The organism is Micromonospora sp. A200 (assembly GCF_029893845.1).
GTDB lineage: Bacteria > Actinomycetota > Actinomycetes > Mycobacteriales > Micromonosporaceae > Micromonospora > Micromonospora purpureochromogenes.
The window spans coordinates 38,984-52,912 of sequence record NZ_JARXXY010000004.1 but is presented as its reverse complement, the minus strand read 5'-3'; the positions used below and the strand labels follow the sequence as shown (position 1 = coordinate 52,912).

General features: G+C 70.2%; 12 protein-coding genes. 4 read left to right on the top strand and 8 right to left on the bottom strand.

Features of this window, described 5'->3' with window-relative positions:
* Positions 1–140: 140 nt before the first annotated feature.
* The 5 genes from M2302_RS05400 to M2302_RS05380 all read right to left on the bottom strand — a co-directional run bounded on the left by M2302_RS05400 (position 141) and on the right by M2302_RS05380 (position 5,772).
* Positions 141–1,172: a dipeptide ABC transporter ATP-binding protein gene (locus M2302_RS05400; protein ID WP_280836876.1), complete on the bottom strand. Its 1,032-nt coding sequence runs from the start codon at positions 1,170–1,172 to the stop codon at positions 141–143.
* Positions 1,156–2,193: an ABC transporter ATP-binding protein gene (locus M2302_RS05395; protein WP_210779651.1), complete on the bottom strand. Its 1,038-nt coding sequence runs from the start codon at positions 2,191–2,193 to the stop codon at positions 1,156–1,158. The genes M2302_RS05400 and M2302_RS05395 overlap by 17 nt, the downstream gene beginning before the upstream one ends.
* A gap of 7 nt (positions 2,194–2,200) precedes the next feature.
* Positions 2,201–3,157: an ABC transporter permease gene (locus tag M2302_RS05390; protein WP_210779652.1), complete on the bottom strand. Its 957-nt coding sequence runs from the start codon at positions 3,155–3,157 to the stop codon at positions 2,201–2,203.
* On the bottom strand, positions 3,150–4,088 hold the full coding sequence (locus M2302_RS05385; RefSeq protein ID WP_154941917.1) for an ABC transporter permease: 939 nt from the start codon (positions 4,086–4,088) through the stop codon (positions 3,150–3,152). The genes M2302_RS05390 and M2302_RS05385 overlap by 8 nt, the downstream gene beginning before the upstream one ends.
* 79 nt (positions 4,089–4,167) lie before the next feature.
* Positions 4,168–5,772 carry an ABC transporter substrate-binding protein gene (locus M2302_RS05380; RefSeq protein WP_280836875.1) on the bottom strand — a complete coding sequence of 535 codons (1,605 nt, stop codon included), beginning with the start codon at positions 5,770–5,772 and terminating at the stop codon, positions 4,168–4,170.
* 414 nt (positions 5,773–6,186) lie between these two features.
* Between M2302_RS05380 and M2302_RS05375 the strand changes: the two genes are divergently transcribed.
* From M2302_RS05375 to M2302_RS05365, 3 genes are all read left to right on the top strand, one after another.
* Positions 6,187–7,047 (top strand): bifunctional methylenetetrahydrofolate dehydrogenase/methenyltetrahydrofolate cyclohydrolase, encoded by an 861-nt coding sequence (locus M2302_RS05375; protein ID WP_280836874.1) that lies wholly within the window; start codon positions 6,187–6,189, stop codon positions 7,045–7,047.
* 101 nt (positions 7,048–7,148) lie between these two features.
* On the top strand, positions 7,149–8,099 hold the full coding sequence (gene mdh / locus M2302_RS05370; protein ID WP_280836873.1) for a malate dehydrogenase: 951 nt from the start codon (positions 7,149–7,151) through the stop codon (positions 8,097–8,099).
* 247 nt (positions 8,100–8,346) lie between these two features.
* Positions 8,347–9,414: an FUSC family protein gene (locus M2302_RS05365; RefSeq protein ID WP_280836872.1), complete on the top strand. Its 1,068-nt coding sequence runs from the start codon at positions 8,347–8,349 to the stop codon at positions 9,412–9,414.
* A 39-nt stretch (positions 9,415–9,453) separates the two neighbouring features.
* On the opposite strand, the gene M2302_RS05360 is transcribed toward M2302_RS05365, so the two are convergent.
* Positions 9,454–10,281 (bottom strand): MBL fold metallo-hydrolase, encoded by an 828-nt coding sequence (locus tag M2302_RS05360; protein WP_280836871.1) that lies wholly within the window; start codon positions 10,279–10,281, stop codon positions 9,454–9,456.
* Between the two features lie 135 nt (positions 10,282–10,416).
* On the opposite strand from M2302_RS05360, the gene M2302_RS05355 reads away from it, so the two are divergent.
* Complete coding sequence (locus M2302_RS05355) at positions 10,417–11,634, top strand: NADP-dependent isocitrate dehydrogenase (RefSeq protein ID WP_280836870.1); 1,218 nt, start codon at positions 10,417–10,419, stop codon at positions 11,632–11,634.
* 390 nt (positions 11,635–12,024) lie between these two features.
* Here M2302_RS05355 and galT read toward each other — a convergent pair whose 3' ends face one another.
* Both galT and M2302_RS05345 read right to left on the bottom strand, forming a co-directional pair.
* Positions 12,025–13,101, bottom strand: coding sequence for a galactose-1-phosphate uridylyltransferase (galT, locus tag M2302_RS05350; protein WP_154942079.1), 1,077 nt, complete (start codon positions 13,099–13,101; stop codon positions 12,025–12,027).
* Complete coding sequence (locus M2302_RS05345) at positions 13,098–13,904, bottom strand: DeoR/GlpR family DNA-binding transcription regulator (RefSeq protein WP_280836869.1); 807 nt, start codon at positions 13,902–13,904, stop codon at positions 13,098–13,100. The genes galT and M2302_RS05345 overlap by 4 nt, the downstream gene beginning before the upstream one ends.
* Between the last annotated feature and the right edge of the window lie 25 nt (positions 13,905–13,929).

Genomic DNA, 13,929 nt, shown 5'->3' with positions numbered 1-13,929 from the left:
GGGGGCCACGCGCCCCCGGCGGTCCCCCGCGGGGCGGTCCGCCGCCCCCGCCCTGAACCTATCGATCATGAAGTTGTTGCCCGGTACCGCGGCGTGTCGAGACAACAACTTCATGATCGACGGCGGGAACCGTGGGTGGGTCAGGGGAGGGACGGGCGGAGTTCGGCGAAGTGGCAGGCGGAGGGGTGGGGGTCGGCGGCGCGGGCGACCGACAGGGGTTCCTCGCGGGCGCAGACCTCCTGGGCCTTCCAGCACCGGGTACGGAAGCGGCATCCGGACGGCGGATCGGCCGGGCTCGGCACATCGCCGGTGAGCCGGATGATGGTCCGGTCGTTGCGGACGTCCGGGTCCGGCACCGGCACCGCCGAGAGCAGCGCCTGGGTGTACGGGTGGGTGGCCCGCTCGTAGATCTCGTCCTCGGTGCCGATCTCCACGATCTTGCCGAGGTACATCACCGCGACCCGGTCCGAGATGTGCCGGACCACCGACAGGTCGTGCGCGATGAAGATGTACGAGAGCCCGAACTCGTCCTGGAGCTGCTCCAGCAGGTTGATCACCTGCGCCTGGATCGAGACGTCCAGCGCGGAGACCGGCTCGTCGCAGACGATCACCTCGGGCCGCAGGGCGAGCGCCCGGGCGATGCCGATGCGCTGGCGCTGGCCGCCGGAGAACTGGTGCGGGTAGCGGTTGACGTGCTCCGGGTTCAGCCCGACCACGTCCAGCAGCTCCTGCACCCGCCGCTGCTTGCTGCCCTTCGGCGCCGCCTCCGGGTGGATGTCGAACGGCTCGCCGATGATGTCGCCGACCGTCATTCGAGGGTTGAGCGAGGTGTACGGGTCCTGCATCACCATCTGCATGTTGCGCCGCAGCCGGCGCAGCTCGGCCCCGGAGGCCTTGAACAGGTCCTTCCCCTCCAGGGTGGCCCCGCCGGAGGTGGGCGTCTCCAGCCGCATCAGCAGTCGGGCCAGCGTGGACTTGCCGCAGCCGGACTCGCCCACGATGCCCAGGGTCTCGCCCCGGCGCAGCTCGAAGCTCACCCCGTCGACGGCCCGGACCGCGCCGGTCTGCTTCTGGAAGAGCACGCCCTGGGTGATCGGGAAGTGCTTGACCAGGTTGTCGACGGAGAGAATGGTCTCGCCGCGGACCTTGGTCGGGCTAGCGGGCGCTGTCATCTCGGACCTCCTGCGCGAAGTGGCACGCGCTGGTCCGGCCGTCGCCGAGGACCAGGTCGTGTGGCACTACGTCCACGCAGACCTGCTGCACGTACGGGCACCGGGGGTGGAACGGGCAGCCGGAGGGGATCCGCATCAGGTTCGGCGGCAGCCCCTTGATCGTCGACAACTCCTGGCCGCGCACGTCCATGCGCGGGATCGACTCCAGCAGGCCCTTGGTGTACGGGTGGGCGGGCGACCGGTACAGCGAGCGGACATCGGCGTGCTCGACGATCCGGCCGGCGTACATGACCGCGATCCGGTCGGCGACGCCGGCGACCACGCCGAGGTCGTGGGTGATCAGGATCATCGCCATGTTCAGGTCCCGGCGCAGGTCGGCCAGCAGGTCCATGATCTGGGCCTGCACGGTGACGTCCAGCGCCGTGGTGGGCTCGTCGGCGATCAGCACCTTTGGATTCATCGCCAGCGCCATCGCGATCATGACGCGCTGCCGCATGCCGCCGGAGAACTGGTGCGGGTAGTCGCCGAGGCGCTTCGCCGCGGCCGGGATCCGGACCAGGTCCATCAGCTCGACGGCGCGCCGGCGGGCGTCCGCCTTGGACATCCCCTCGCGCTGGCGCAGCGTCTCGCCGATCTGCCAGCCGACTCCGAAGACCGGGTTCAGCGCGGAGAGGGCGTCCTGGAAGATCATTGCGATTTCCTTGCCCCGCACCTGGCGGCGCTGCTCCTCCGACTGCTTGAGCAGGTCCCGACCCTGGTAGAGGATCTGACCGGAGCGGATCACCGCCGGCGGCGTGTCGAGGATGCCCATGATCGCCTGGGCGGTGACCGACTTGCCGGAGCCGGACTCGCCGAGCACCGCGAGGGTCTCGCCGGCGTCCAGGTGGTAGGAGACGCCGTTGATCACCTTGGCGACGCCCTCGCTCGTCCGGAACTCGACGTGCAGGTCCCGGATGTCGAGCAGGTGGCCGCCCTCGGGCGTGGGGGAGGCCGGCGTCGGGTGGACAGCGGACTGGGTCATGAGGTTCTCACCGGAGCTTCGGGTCGAAGGCGTCGCGGATGGCGTCGCCCAGCATGATGAAGGCGAGGACGGTCAGCGCGAGGAAGGCGGACGGGACGACCAGCGGCGTAGCCGACTCGCGCATGTGCACCCGGCCGGCGTCGATGTCGATGCCCCACGAGATGGTCGGGGCCTTGAGGCCGATGCCGAGGAAGCTCAGCGTCGCCTCGGCGGCGATGAACGAGCCGAGCGCGATGGTGAGCACCACGATCGCCGGGGCGAGCGCGTTCGGCAGGATGTGCCGCCACATGATCCGGCCGTTGCCGGCGCCGAGCATCCGGGCCGCCGCCACGTAGTCCTGCTCCTTGGCGGTGATCACCGAGGAGCGGACCACCCGGGCCGCGGTGGTCCAGCCGAGCACCGCCAGCACGAAGATCACCGCGAACAGCCGGACGTTGTCGCTGCTGGTGCTCACCCGCTTGAGCAGCACGATCGCGGCGAGCAGCAGCGGGATGCCGAGCACGATGTCGATCACGCGGGAGAGCACCGCGTCGACCCAGCGGCCGAAGTAGCCGGCCAGCATGCCGATGACCAGCGCGATGATGCCGGTGATCAGCGCGGAGAGCGCGCCGACCAGCAGCGAGGCGCGGGCGCCGTAGACCGCCCGGGCGTACGTGTCGCAGCCCTGGAAGTCGTACCCGAAGATGGCCCCGCCGGACGCCCCGTCGTGCTGCCGGGAGAGCAGGCAGTCGCGCGGGTCGTTGGCGGTGAAGAGCGAGGGTACGGCGGCCATCGCGGCGACCACCACGACCAGGGTGAGGCTGATCCAGAAGATCGGGTTGCGGCGCAGGTCGCGCCAGGCGTCACCGGCCAGGCTGCGGGCCTTCTGCGGCGCGCCGATCTGGTTGGGCGCTCCGGGTTCGCCGGACACGCCCCGCCGCGCGGCCTGGTTCTCCGTGGCCGCCACGGTCTCGAAGTCACTCATAGCGGATCCTCGGGTCGAGTACGGCGTACAGGACGTCCACCACCAGGTTGGACAGGAGGTAGACCACGACGAGCACGCTGACGATGCCCACCACCAGCGGGCCGTCCTCGGTGCGGATGCCGCGGAAGAGGTTGAAGCCGACGCCGGGGATGTTGAACACGCCCTCGGTGATGATCGCGCCGCTCATCAGGTTGCCCAGCTCGACGCCGAGGAAGGTGACCACCGGGATGAGCGAGTTGCGCAGCACGTGCACGCTGACGATCCGCCGCTTGACCAGGCCCTTCGAGCGGGCCGTCCGGACGTAGTCGGCGCGCAGGTTCTCCGCCACCGAGGTCCGGGTCAGCCGCAGCGCGGTGGCCAGCGAGAGCGAGCCGAGCACGATGCCGGGGAGCAGCAGCGCGTACAGGTCGGGCTCGGCGCCGGCGGTGGGCGGGAAGAGCTGCCACTTGACGCCGAGGAGGTACTGCGCCAGCGGGGCCAGCACGATGGTCGGGATGCCGAGCACCAGCAGGGTCAGCACCAGCGTCGAGTTGTCGAAGATGCTGGCCCGGCGGATGCCGGCGAGCACGCCCGCGGTGACGCCGAACAGGATCGTCACGGCCATCGCGATGAGGGCCAGCTTGACGGTCACCGGCCAGGCGGCGGCGAGGATGTCGCCGATCTGGCGGCCGGTCAGCGACTGCCCGAGGTCACCCTGGAGCAGGTTCTTGATGTAGTCGAAGTAGCGGTAGAAGAAGCCGCCCACCCCGGTCTGGTCGAGGTGGAACTTTTCCGTCAGGTATGCCCGCTGGGCGGCGGTGACCGGGCGCTCGCCGGCGAGCGCCTGGATCGGGTCGCCCTGACCGGCGAACATCAGTGCGTAGACGATCAGCGTGGTCCCGAAGAAGGCGAGGACCATCTGGAGCAGTCGCCGCAGAATAAAGCGGAACATACGGTGAAGTCTCTCTGAAAAGGGGCGAAGGGCGTGGGGGGTCGGGCCACCTCGCGGTGACCCGACCCGACCAGCGCTGTTACTTGACGGCCTCGATCTTCAGCAGGTCGACCCGGTCGAAGAGATCCATCTCCACGTTCTTGACCTTGGTCGAGTGCCCGAAGTTGTTCTGGCCGTACCGCAGCGGGATCACCGGCAGGTCCTCGGCCAGGAGGTCCTCCGCCGCCTGGTACTTCTTGATCGCCTCTTCCTCGTTCGGCGCCTTGGCGCCCTCGGCCAGCAGCCTGTCGAACTCCGGGTTGCTGTAGCCGTAGTAGTTCGAGGAACCGTTGGTGCTGTACAGCGGGCCCAGGTAGTTCTCCATGGACGGGTAGTCCATGACCCAGCCCATCCGGAACAGGCCGACCGGCTGCTTCGCCTTGAGCTTGGTCAGCAGGTCCGCGAACTTGGGCTCGGCGGTGCCGACGCACTCCACGCCCAGGTTGGCCTTGAGCTGGTTGCAGGTCGCGTCGATCCAGTCCTTGTGGCCGCCGTCACCGTTGTACGACAGCTCGATCTTGGACGGGCCACCCGCGGCCTGGTACATCGCCTTGGCCTTGGCCGGGTCGAACTCGCCCGCCGCGCCGATGGTGTTCTCCCGGTAGCCGGCCACGACCGGCGAGACGAAGGAACGGGCCGGCTGCTGCGAGTCCTTGAAGATCGACTTGGTGATCTCGTCCCGGTCGATCGCCATGGAGATCGCCTTGCGGACCTCCGGCTTGCTGAATTCCTTCTGGAACGTCGGGAACGCCAGCACCTGCAGCGACGAGGCCGGGCTCTGCTGGAACCGGTCACCGAGGTCGGTGGCGGCCGTCGACAGGCTCTCGGTCGGGAGGGTCTTGATGACGTCCAGGTTGTCCGACAGCACGTCCGCGTAGGCCGCGGTCGGCTGCTGGTAGATCCGGAACTCGACGCCGGCCACCTTCGGCTGCTGGCCGGGGAAGGCGTCGTACTTCTCGACCTCGACCTTGGCGTCGTGCTGCCAGGTGCCCTTGATCTTGAACGGGCCCTGACCGACCGGCGCCTGCTCGTAGCCCTCGGCCAGCACGCCCGGGGCGGAGAAGGCCGCCTTCGGCAGCGGGTAGAAGGCCGTGTAGCCGAGCATCGTCTTGAACTCGCTGTACGGCTCGGCCAGCGTCACGGTGAAGGTGAGGTCGTCGACCTTCTTCAGCCCGGACAGCGTCTTCGCGGCCGGCTTCTCGCCCTGCAGGTCCTCGTAGCCGGCGACCTTCTCGAAGAAGTAGCTCGAGTTCTGGCCGTTGGGGGCGTACGCGCCGTAGTTCCAGGCGTCGATGTAGTTCTCGGCCGTGACCTTCTCGCCGTTGTGGAAGGTGTAGCCGTCCTTCAGCTTGATCGTCCAGACCTTGTTGTCCGACGACGTCACCGACTCGGCCGCCACCTCGTACGGCTTGTTGGCCTCGTCGTAGTCGACCAGCGGGCTGAACAGGGCGGCGAGCACCTGCGAACCACTGGTCTCATTGGTGTTGGTGGGCACCAGGTGCTGCGGCTCGGCGATCTCGATCCGCACGGCCGCGTTGGGGTCGCTCTGCCCTGATCCGCCGTCGCCGCCCGAGCCGCAGGCCACCAGGCCAAGCGTCACCGCGAGCGGGAGAGCGGTCCAGGCGGCAAGCCTACGAACTCGCATTGAGACTCCTCATCTCCTCACGCTGCGCAGTCTGGCCCGGCGTTGGGTAACGCTGCGCAACGTTGGGCAACGGTAGGTCGCGGCACGCTGTTCGGCAACGAGGGCGTTGCGAACCAGTAACGGAAAGCCCGCCCCCGTCTTGTCGTCCCTCCGCCACTCTGTTATGAGCGGTGCGGTGAAGCCGCTGCTCAATGTCGGCTTCGAGGCCGGCGTCCCGCGCCCGGAGGCGCGCCCCGGATCGCCCTGCGTGGTTGCCGGCCCGCCGTCCGCTCTGCGCGGCTTTACGCTCGGCTGTCCGTCCCGAACTGTGTTCGACTCCACATATGGTCACTCTGGGTGATTAGGCCCACCTAACGGAAAGTCACGGTTGGTCGTCGTTCCAACGTGCGGCTGTCGCCGTGAGACGATCTGGACGTGACGGCGACGATCCTGGACGGCAAGGCGACCGCGGCGGAGATCAAGGACGAGTTGCGGACGCGGGTCAAGGCACTCGCGGAGCGGGGCATCACCCCGGGCCTCGGCACCGTCCTGGTCGGGGCCGACCCGGGCTCCCAGGCGTACGTCAACGGCAAGCACCGGGACTGCGCCGAGGTCGGGATCGCCTCCATCCGCCGCGAGCTGCCCGCCGACGCCACCCAGCAGCAGGTCGACGCGGTCCTCGCCGAGCTGAACGCCGACCCGGCCTGCCACGGCTACATCGTCCAGCTGCCGCTCCCGGCCCACCTGGACACCCAGCGCGTGCTGGAGATGATCGACCCGGACAAGGACGCCGACGGCCTGCACCCGGTCAACCTCGGCCGGCTGGTGCTCGGCTACGACGCTCCGCTGCCCTGCACCCCGCGCGGGATCGTCGAGCTGCTCCGCCGGCACGACGTGCCGCTGCGCGGCGCGACGGTCGCCGTGGTCGGCCGGGGCAACACCGTCGGCCGCCCGCTGGGCCTGCTGCTCACCCGGCGCAGCGAGAACGCCACCGTGACCCTGTGCCACACCGGCACCCTCGACCTCGCCGCGCACACCCGCGCCGCCGAGATCGTGATCGTCGCCGCGGGCGTACCCGGGCTGCTCACCGCCGACATGATCACCCCGGGCGCGACCGTGGTCGACGTCGGCATCACCCGGGTGATCGGAGCTGACGGCAAGGGCCGCTACACCGGCGACGTGGACCCGGAGGTGGCCGAGGCGGCCGGCAAGGTGGTCCCGATGCCCGGCGGTGTCGGGCCGATGACCCGCGCCATGCTGCTCACCAACGTGGTGGAACGGGCTGAGCGGGGCTGACGGCGCCCATCGGTGTCATAAGTGTCCGCCCCTGCCCTGATCGGTGCCACGATGGCTGATACGGTCCGGAAAACCGACTGGTAGCAGGGAGTGGGACGACCATGGGTAAGAAGGTCACTGTCGTCGGGGCCGGCTTCTACGGCTCCACCACCGCACAGCGCCTGGCCGAGTACGACGTCTTCGACACCGTCGTGATCACCGACATCGTGGAGGGCAAGCCGGCGGGTCTCGCGCTGGACCTCAACCAGTCGCGCGCGGTCGAGGGCTTCGAGACCAAGGTAGTCGGCGTCACCACCGGCCCGAACGGCGAGGGCTACGAGGCCATCGAGGGCTCGGACGTCGTCGTCATCACCGCCGGCCTCCCGCGCAAGCCGGGCATGAGCCGGATGGACCTGCTGGAGACGAACGCCAAGATCGTCCGTCAGGTATCCGAGAACGTCGCCAAGTACGCCCCGAACGCGGTCGTCATCGTGGTCTCCAACCCGCTGGACGAGATGACCGCGCTGGCCCAGCTCGCCACCCAGTTCCCGAAGAACCGGGTGCTCGGCCAGGCCGGCATGCTCGACACCGCCCGGTTCACCAACTTCGTCGCCGAGGCCCTCCAGGTGCCGGTGAAGTCGGTCAAGACCCTGACCCTCGGCTCGCACGGCGACACCATGGTCCCGGTGCCGTCGAAGAGCACGGTGAACGGCAAGCCGCTGCGCGACGCGATGCCGGCCGAGCAGATCGAGGAGTTGGTCGTCAAGACCCGCAACGGTGGCGCCGAGGTCGTGGCGCTGCTGAAGACCGGCTCGGCGTACTACGCCCCGTCGGCCGCCGCCGCCCGGATGGCCAAGGCCGTCGCGCAGGACTCCGGCGAGGTCATGCCGGTCTGCGCCTGGGTCGACGGCGAGTACGGCATCTCCGGCGTCTACCTGGGCGTCGAGGCCGAGATCGGCGCCGAGGGCGTCAAGCGGGTCGTCGAGACCGACCTGGACGCCGACGAGCTGGCCAGCCTGAAGGAGGCCGCCGAGGCCGTCCGCGCCAAGCAGGGCGACATCTCCAGCATGTGAGCGCACCGCCCCTCCTCCATTCCGTCCCACCCAGTGCATCGCTTCGTGGTGGTTGATGGTGGTTGGCCGGATTCGATCGGCGGGTGCGTGGTACGAGTGCTCAGTGAGTGCTGATGACCGCCGACCAGGCGTCAACCGGTCACGGCGCGATCGTGGCGCCGAGCACGTGAAGGCCGGCGCGGCCCGGATTCGAGGTCGAAGTGGCCAGGCCGGTCGACTGCGGCTGCATCAGCTTGAAGTCGCTCTGGTGATCGCCCTGCAGGCTGGACTCGCCGCAGCTCTGGCCTGGTCGATCGGACACGATGTACTGGGCAACCCCTCGCCGGTCTTCGCGCCCTCCGCTGCGGTGGGTACGATCGTCGCCGCGCTCGGCCAGCGTGCCCGTCGCACCGTCGAACTGCTGCTCGGAGTGGGACTGGGCATTGCCACCACCGACTTCCTGCTGACGCTTCTGGGTACCGGGTTCTGGCAGACCGGCTTCGTCGTCGGATGCGCCATTCTGGCCACGCTCGTGCTGTTCGGCCGCAGCGGGGCAGCCGTTGGGCAGGCCGGCGGCACGGCAGTGCTACTCGCGACCCTGGCTCCGGCCCAGAAGGACCTGGAATGGCCGCGGATCGTCGAGGCGGCGGTCGGCGGTGTCGTCGGACTCGTGGTAGTGGCGTTGCTGCTACCGATAAATCCGATGCGAATCCTCGACCGCGACGCAGCCCCGATCTACCAATGCCTCGCCGGTCAGCTCAGAGAGATCTCCGCAGCACTGGCAACACGTGATCAGCAGCGGGCGGTGCGGGCGCTGGACACGTTACGCGGCATGGGACCCGACCTCGAACGGATGCACCAAGCGCTCAGCGGCGCCGAAGAGGTGGTCAGCCTGGCGCCCGCTCGCTGGCGGCGCCGCCAGGACGTGGAGCGCTTCGCCCACGCGACCGTGTACATGGAACGAGTCATCGAACACAGTCGAGGGTTGGCCCGCAGGTCCGCGATGGCGCTGCAGTACGACGAGCCGATTCCCCGCGACCTGTCCGCCGGCGTTGGCCACCTCGCCGATGCCGTCGAGCTCCTGCGCCATGAGCACCGTGCCGGGCGGCCCACCGAAAGAACACACCAGAAGATCCGCGACGCCGTGCAGGACGCCGGCCGAGCCCGAGCGCTGGGCGTCAAGGACTTCGGAGATGCGGTGGTGACCCAGCTACGCACCGCCGCGAGCGACCTGCTCCGAGCAACCGGCTGCGACCCGACGCCGGCGAATCAGGAGGTACGGAACGCAATGCAGCACGGCGAGGATTCCGTCCAGGCAGATCGCCGGTCCGAATGACTGGACGCCGCCCAGCAGCGGACCACCATGAAGTCGTGGTCAAGGCACTAGCTCGACGGGGACCAGGGGAGTGAAGGGGGTGCCGAGGTGGGGGGCGGCAAGCAGGGTGGGGACGCCGGTGGACAGGGCGCGTAGCAGGGTGGTGCGGGAGGCTCGGGCCGTCGCCGGGTCCTCCTCGTGGGCGTACGCGAGCTCCGGGTCGACCAGTTGCACGACGTGGACCAGCAGGTCGCCGGTGAGCAGGAGGCGCTCGTCGGCCGCCTCGAGCAGCACCGACTGGTGCCCGGCGGTGTGCCCCGGGGTCGGCAGCAGTCGTACCGCGGGGGTGAGGGTGGTCTCGCCGTCGACCACCCGGAGCTGGCCGGCGGCGCGCAACGGCGCGACCAGGCCGGCCGGCAGCCCGGGGTTGATCGTCTCCATCGCGTCCAGCTCGGCCCGCTGCACCAGGTAGTCGGCGTGCGGAAAGTACGGGCGGCCGGGCGTGCCGGTGACCGCCCAGCCGATGTGGTCGCTGTGCAGGTGGGTGAGGACGACGGTGCGCACGTCGGCGGGGTCGATGCCGGCGGCGGCCAGTTCGGCGGGGAGTCGCCCCGGCACCGGCGCCCAGCTCGCGGCGGGCGAGCCGGCCGGTCCGATGCCGGCGTCGACCAGCGTGACCGGCCCGTCGCCGACGCGCACGGCGAAGCTGCGGAACGGCAGCCACCAGCGGCCGTCCGCGGTGACCGAGGTGGGGTCGCGCCGGTCCGCCTCGCGCCAGTGCGCCGCGGTGGCGTCGGGGAACGCCTCGGTGCGGGGCTGGAAGAACGCCCCCTCGCCGTCGGTGAGCGCGGTGACCGTGATAGACCCGAGGGTGCGGCTCAGTGGCATCGGGCGATGGTGCCAGTGATCTCCCGTGCCGGGCATCCGGTTATCCGGCCGACCGAGGCCGGCTGGGGGGTGCCGGCCCGTTTCCAGTACGCTCGTACTGCTTGAGCACGTGTCCCCCGAGAGGAGCGCCGGTCGATGGCGAAGATCAAGGTAAACAACCCGGTCGTGGAGCTCGACGGCGACGAGATGACCCGGATCATCTGGAAGCAGATCCGTGAGCAGCTGATCCTGCCCTACCTCGACGTCGACCTGCACTACTACGACCTCTCGATCCAGCACCGCGACGAGACGAACGACCAGGTCACCGTCGACGCCGCCAACGCCATCAAGGAGCACGGCGTCGGCGTCAAGTGCGCGACCATCACCCCGGACGAGGCCCGGGTGGAGGAGTTCGGCCTGAAGAAGATGTGGCGGTCGCCGAACGGCACCATCCGCAACATCCTCGGCGGCGTCGTCTTCCGCGAGCCGATCATCATGTCCAACGTGCCGCGGCTCGTCCCCGGCTGGACCAAGCCGATCATCATCGGCCGGCACGCCCACGGTGACCAGTACAAGGCCACCGACTTCGTCGTCCCCGGCCCGGGCACGGTGACCATCACCTACACCCCGGCCGACGGCGGCGCCCCGATGGAGATGGAGGTCGCCAACTTCCCCGGCGGCGGCATCGCCATGGGCATGTACAACTTCGACGAGTCGATCCGGGACTTCGCCCGGGCCTCGTTCCGGTACGGCCTGGACCGCAACTACCCGGTCTACCTGTCCACCAAGAACACCATCCTCAAGGCGTATGACGGCCGCTTCAAGGACATCTTCGCCGAGGTGTTCGAGAACGAGTTCAAGGCCGAGTTCGACGCCGCCGGCATCACCTACGAGCACCGGCTGATCGACGACATGGTCGCCGCCGCGCTCAAGTGGGAGGGCGGCTACGTCTGGGCCTGCAAGAACTACGACGGTGACGTGCAGTCGGACACCGTCGCGCAGGGCTTCGGCTCGCTCGGCCTGATGACCTCGGTCCTGCTCTCCCCGGACGGCCGCACCGTCGAGGCCGAGGCCGCGCACGGCACGGTCACCCGGCACTACCGGCAGTGGCAGAAGGGCGAGAAGACCTCGACCAACCCGATCGCGTCGATCTACGCCTGGACCCGGGGCCTGGCCCACCGGGGCAAGCTGGACGGCACCCCGGCGGTCACCGAGTTCGCCAACACCCTGGAGCAGGTCATCGTGGACACCGTCGAGGGCGGCCAGATGACCAAGGACCTCTCGCTGCTCATCTCGCGGGACGCCCCGTGGCTGACCACCGACGAGTTCATGAACGCGCTCGACGAGAACCTCGCGCGCAAGCTCTCCGCCTGATCCTCGTACGCGTCACCGACCGAGCCCGCCGGCCTCCGCCGGCGGGCTCCGTCGTACCCGGGGCCCGGCCGTCGCGCGGTTCGCGGCGAGTCGCGGTGCTGGAGCGAGCGAGCGGATCGCGCGACACGCCGCGACCGGTGGTGATCAATCCGTGGTCGCCGCCCCCGGCGTCACCGGGGTGGGCGTGGGTCGTTGAAGTGGGTGGACGTGATGCCAGTCTCGTCCAGGAAGGTTGACCGCGGTCGCCTCGCGGCACGAGTGCCGATCAGCCAACCTTCCCGGCTGTCGCGCACAGCCAGCCGTCCCTTCCCTGCGGGGGGCCCTGTCCCGGGCCCCCCGCGCCCTGTTCCCCGGGCGCTGCCGCACTCGCCGCCCGGACGAGGGCCGGGATCAGGCGGCGCGGAGCAGCTCCGCGGCCCGCTCGGGCGCGATGTCGTTGATGAAGACACCCATGCCGGACTCCGAGCCGGCCAGGTACTTCAGCTTGTCCTTGGCCCGCCGGATGCTGAACAGCTGAAGGTGCAGGTGACCCAGCTCCCGGTCGATCCGCACCGGCGCCTGGTGCCAGGCCGCGATGTACGGCATCGGCAGGTCGAAGAGCCCGTCGAAGCGACGCAGCACGTCCAGGTAGAGCGGGCCGAACGCGTCCCGCTCGGCGTCGGTCAACGCCGGGATGTCGGGCACCGGCCGGTGCGGCGCCACGTGCACCTCGAACGGCCAGCGGGCCGCCGCCGGGACGTATGCCGTCCAGTGCTCGTTGCTGGTGACCACCCGGTCGCCGGCGGCCCGCTCGGCGGCGAGCACGTCGGCGTAGAGGTTGCCCCCGCCGGTGCGCTCGGCGTGCCGGCGGGCGGCGGCCAGCAGCGACCGGGTCCGCGGCGTGACGAAGGGGTACGCGTAGATCTGCCCGTGCGGGTGGTGCAGGGTGACCCCGATCTCCACGCCCCGGTTCTCGAAGCAGAACACCTGCTCGACGCCGGGCAGCTCGGCGAGCGCCACGGTCCGGTCGGCGAGCGCGTCCAGCACGGTGCGCACCCGGCGCGGCGGCAGGCCGGCGAACGAGGCGTTGTGGTCGTCGGTGAAGCAGACCACCTCGCAACGGCCCCGGCCCGGGCGTACCGGGGTGAACGGGGTGATCTCGGCCGGCTCGTCGGCCACCCGCTGGCTCAGTGAGGGGAACCGGTTCTCGAACACGGCCACGTCGTAGTCGGGGGCCGGGATCTCGCTGAGCCGGTCGCCCCGGGTGGGGCAGAGCGGGCACTGGTCGGCCGGGGGGAGGAAGGTGCGGGTCTGCCGGTGCACCGCCACCGCCACCCACTCGTCGGTGAGCGGGTCGTACCGCAGCTGGGAGGCGGGCGGGGGAGGGGGCAGCTCGCGCCGGTCGAGCTGGTCGCGGACCGCGTCGTCCCGTTCGTCGAAGTAGATCAGCTCGCGGCCGTCCGCCAGTTCGATCGCCGTACGCTTCACCGCGCCGCCCTCTCCGTCGTCGCCCGGCTCGCCCTCGCCACGACCACCAGCTCTCCCACCTTCTCGTCCAGTACCCGGCGCGCCTCGGGAGCCAGCCGGTCGTCGGTGACCAGCACGTCGGCCGCGCCGAGGCCGACGATCGAGGAGATGCCCACGGTGCCCCACTTGGTGTGGTCGGCCAGCACCACCAACCGGTCGGCGGCGGCCACCAGGGCCCGGTCGGTCTCCGCCTCCATGAGGTTCGGCGTGGTGAAGCCGGCCCGCTCGGTGATCCCGTGTACGCCGAGGAAGAGCAGGTCCAGGTGCAGCGAGCGGATCGCCTCCACGGCAAGTGGGCCGACCAGCGCGTCGGACGGGGTGCGCACCCCGCCGGTGAGCACCACGGTCTGGTCGGTGCGGCCCTGCGCGTGCAGGATCTCGGCCACCGGCAGCGAGTTGGTCACCACGGTCAGCCCGGGCACGTCGACCAGGCGGCGGGCCAGCTCGGCGGTGGTGGTGCCGGCCGACAGCGCGACCGCCGCGCCGGGGCGGACCAGCTCGGCGGCCCGGCCGGCGATGGCGGCCTTCTCCGCGAGCTGCCGCACCGACTTGGCGTGGAAGCCCGGCTCGTCGGTGGAGCTGGGGCCGGGGACGGTGGCGCCGCCATGCACCTTGGCCAGCAGGCCCTGCTCGTGCAGGGTCTCCAGGTCACGCCGGATGGTCATGTCGGAGACGCCGAACTCCGCCGCCAGCTCGGTGACGCGGACGCCGCCGGTGGTGCGGACCCGGTCGAGGATGGCCGCCTGCCGCTGCCGCGCCAGCATCCGTCCGTACCTCCGACTTCCGCGC

What these genes read in the sequence shown, in the direction of transcription:
- M2302_RS05400 (WP_280836876.1), bottom strand. Translation starts at nt 1,172, where the DNA reads ATGACAGCGCCCGCTAGCCCGACCAAGGTCCGCGGCGAGACCATTCTC.
- M2302_RS05395 (WP_210779651.1), bottom strand. Translation starts at nt 2,193, where the DNA reads ATGACCCAGTCCGCTGTCCACCCGACGCCGGCCTCCCCCACGCCCGAG.
- M2302_RS05390 (WP_210779652.1), bottom strand. Translation starts at nt 3,157, where the DNA reads ATGAGTGACTTCGAGACCGTGGCGGCCACGGAGAACCAGGCCGCGCGG.
- M2302_RS05385 (WP_154941917.1), bottom strand. Translation starts at nt 4,088, where the DNA reads ATGTTCCGCTTTATTCTGCGGCGACTGCTCCAGATGGTCCTCGCCTTC.
- M2302_RS05380 (WP_280836875.1), bottom strand. Translation starts at nt 5,772, where the DNA reads ATGCGAGTTCGTAGGCTTGCCGCCTGGACCGCTCTCCCGCTCGCGGTG.
- mdh (WP_280836873.1), top strand. Translation starts at nt 7,149, where the DNA reads ATGGGTAAGAAGGTCACTGTCGTCGGGGCCGGCTTCTACGGCTCCACC.
- M2302_RS05360 (WP_280836871.1), bottom strand. Translation starts at nt 10,281, where the DNA reads ATGCCACTGAGCCGCACCCTCGGGTCTATCACGGTCACCGCGCTCACC.
- M2302_RS05355 (WP_280836870.1), top strand. Translation starts at nt 10,417, where the DNA reads ATGGCGAAGATCAAGGTAAACAACCCGGTCGTGGAGCTCGACGGCGAC.
- M2302_RS05345 (WP_280836869.1), bottom strand. Translation starts at nt 13,904, where the DNA reads ATGCTGGCGCGGCAGCGGCAGGCGGCCATCCTCGACCGGGTCCGCACC.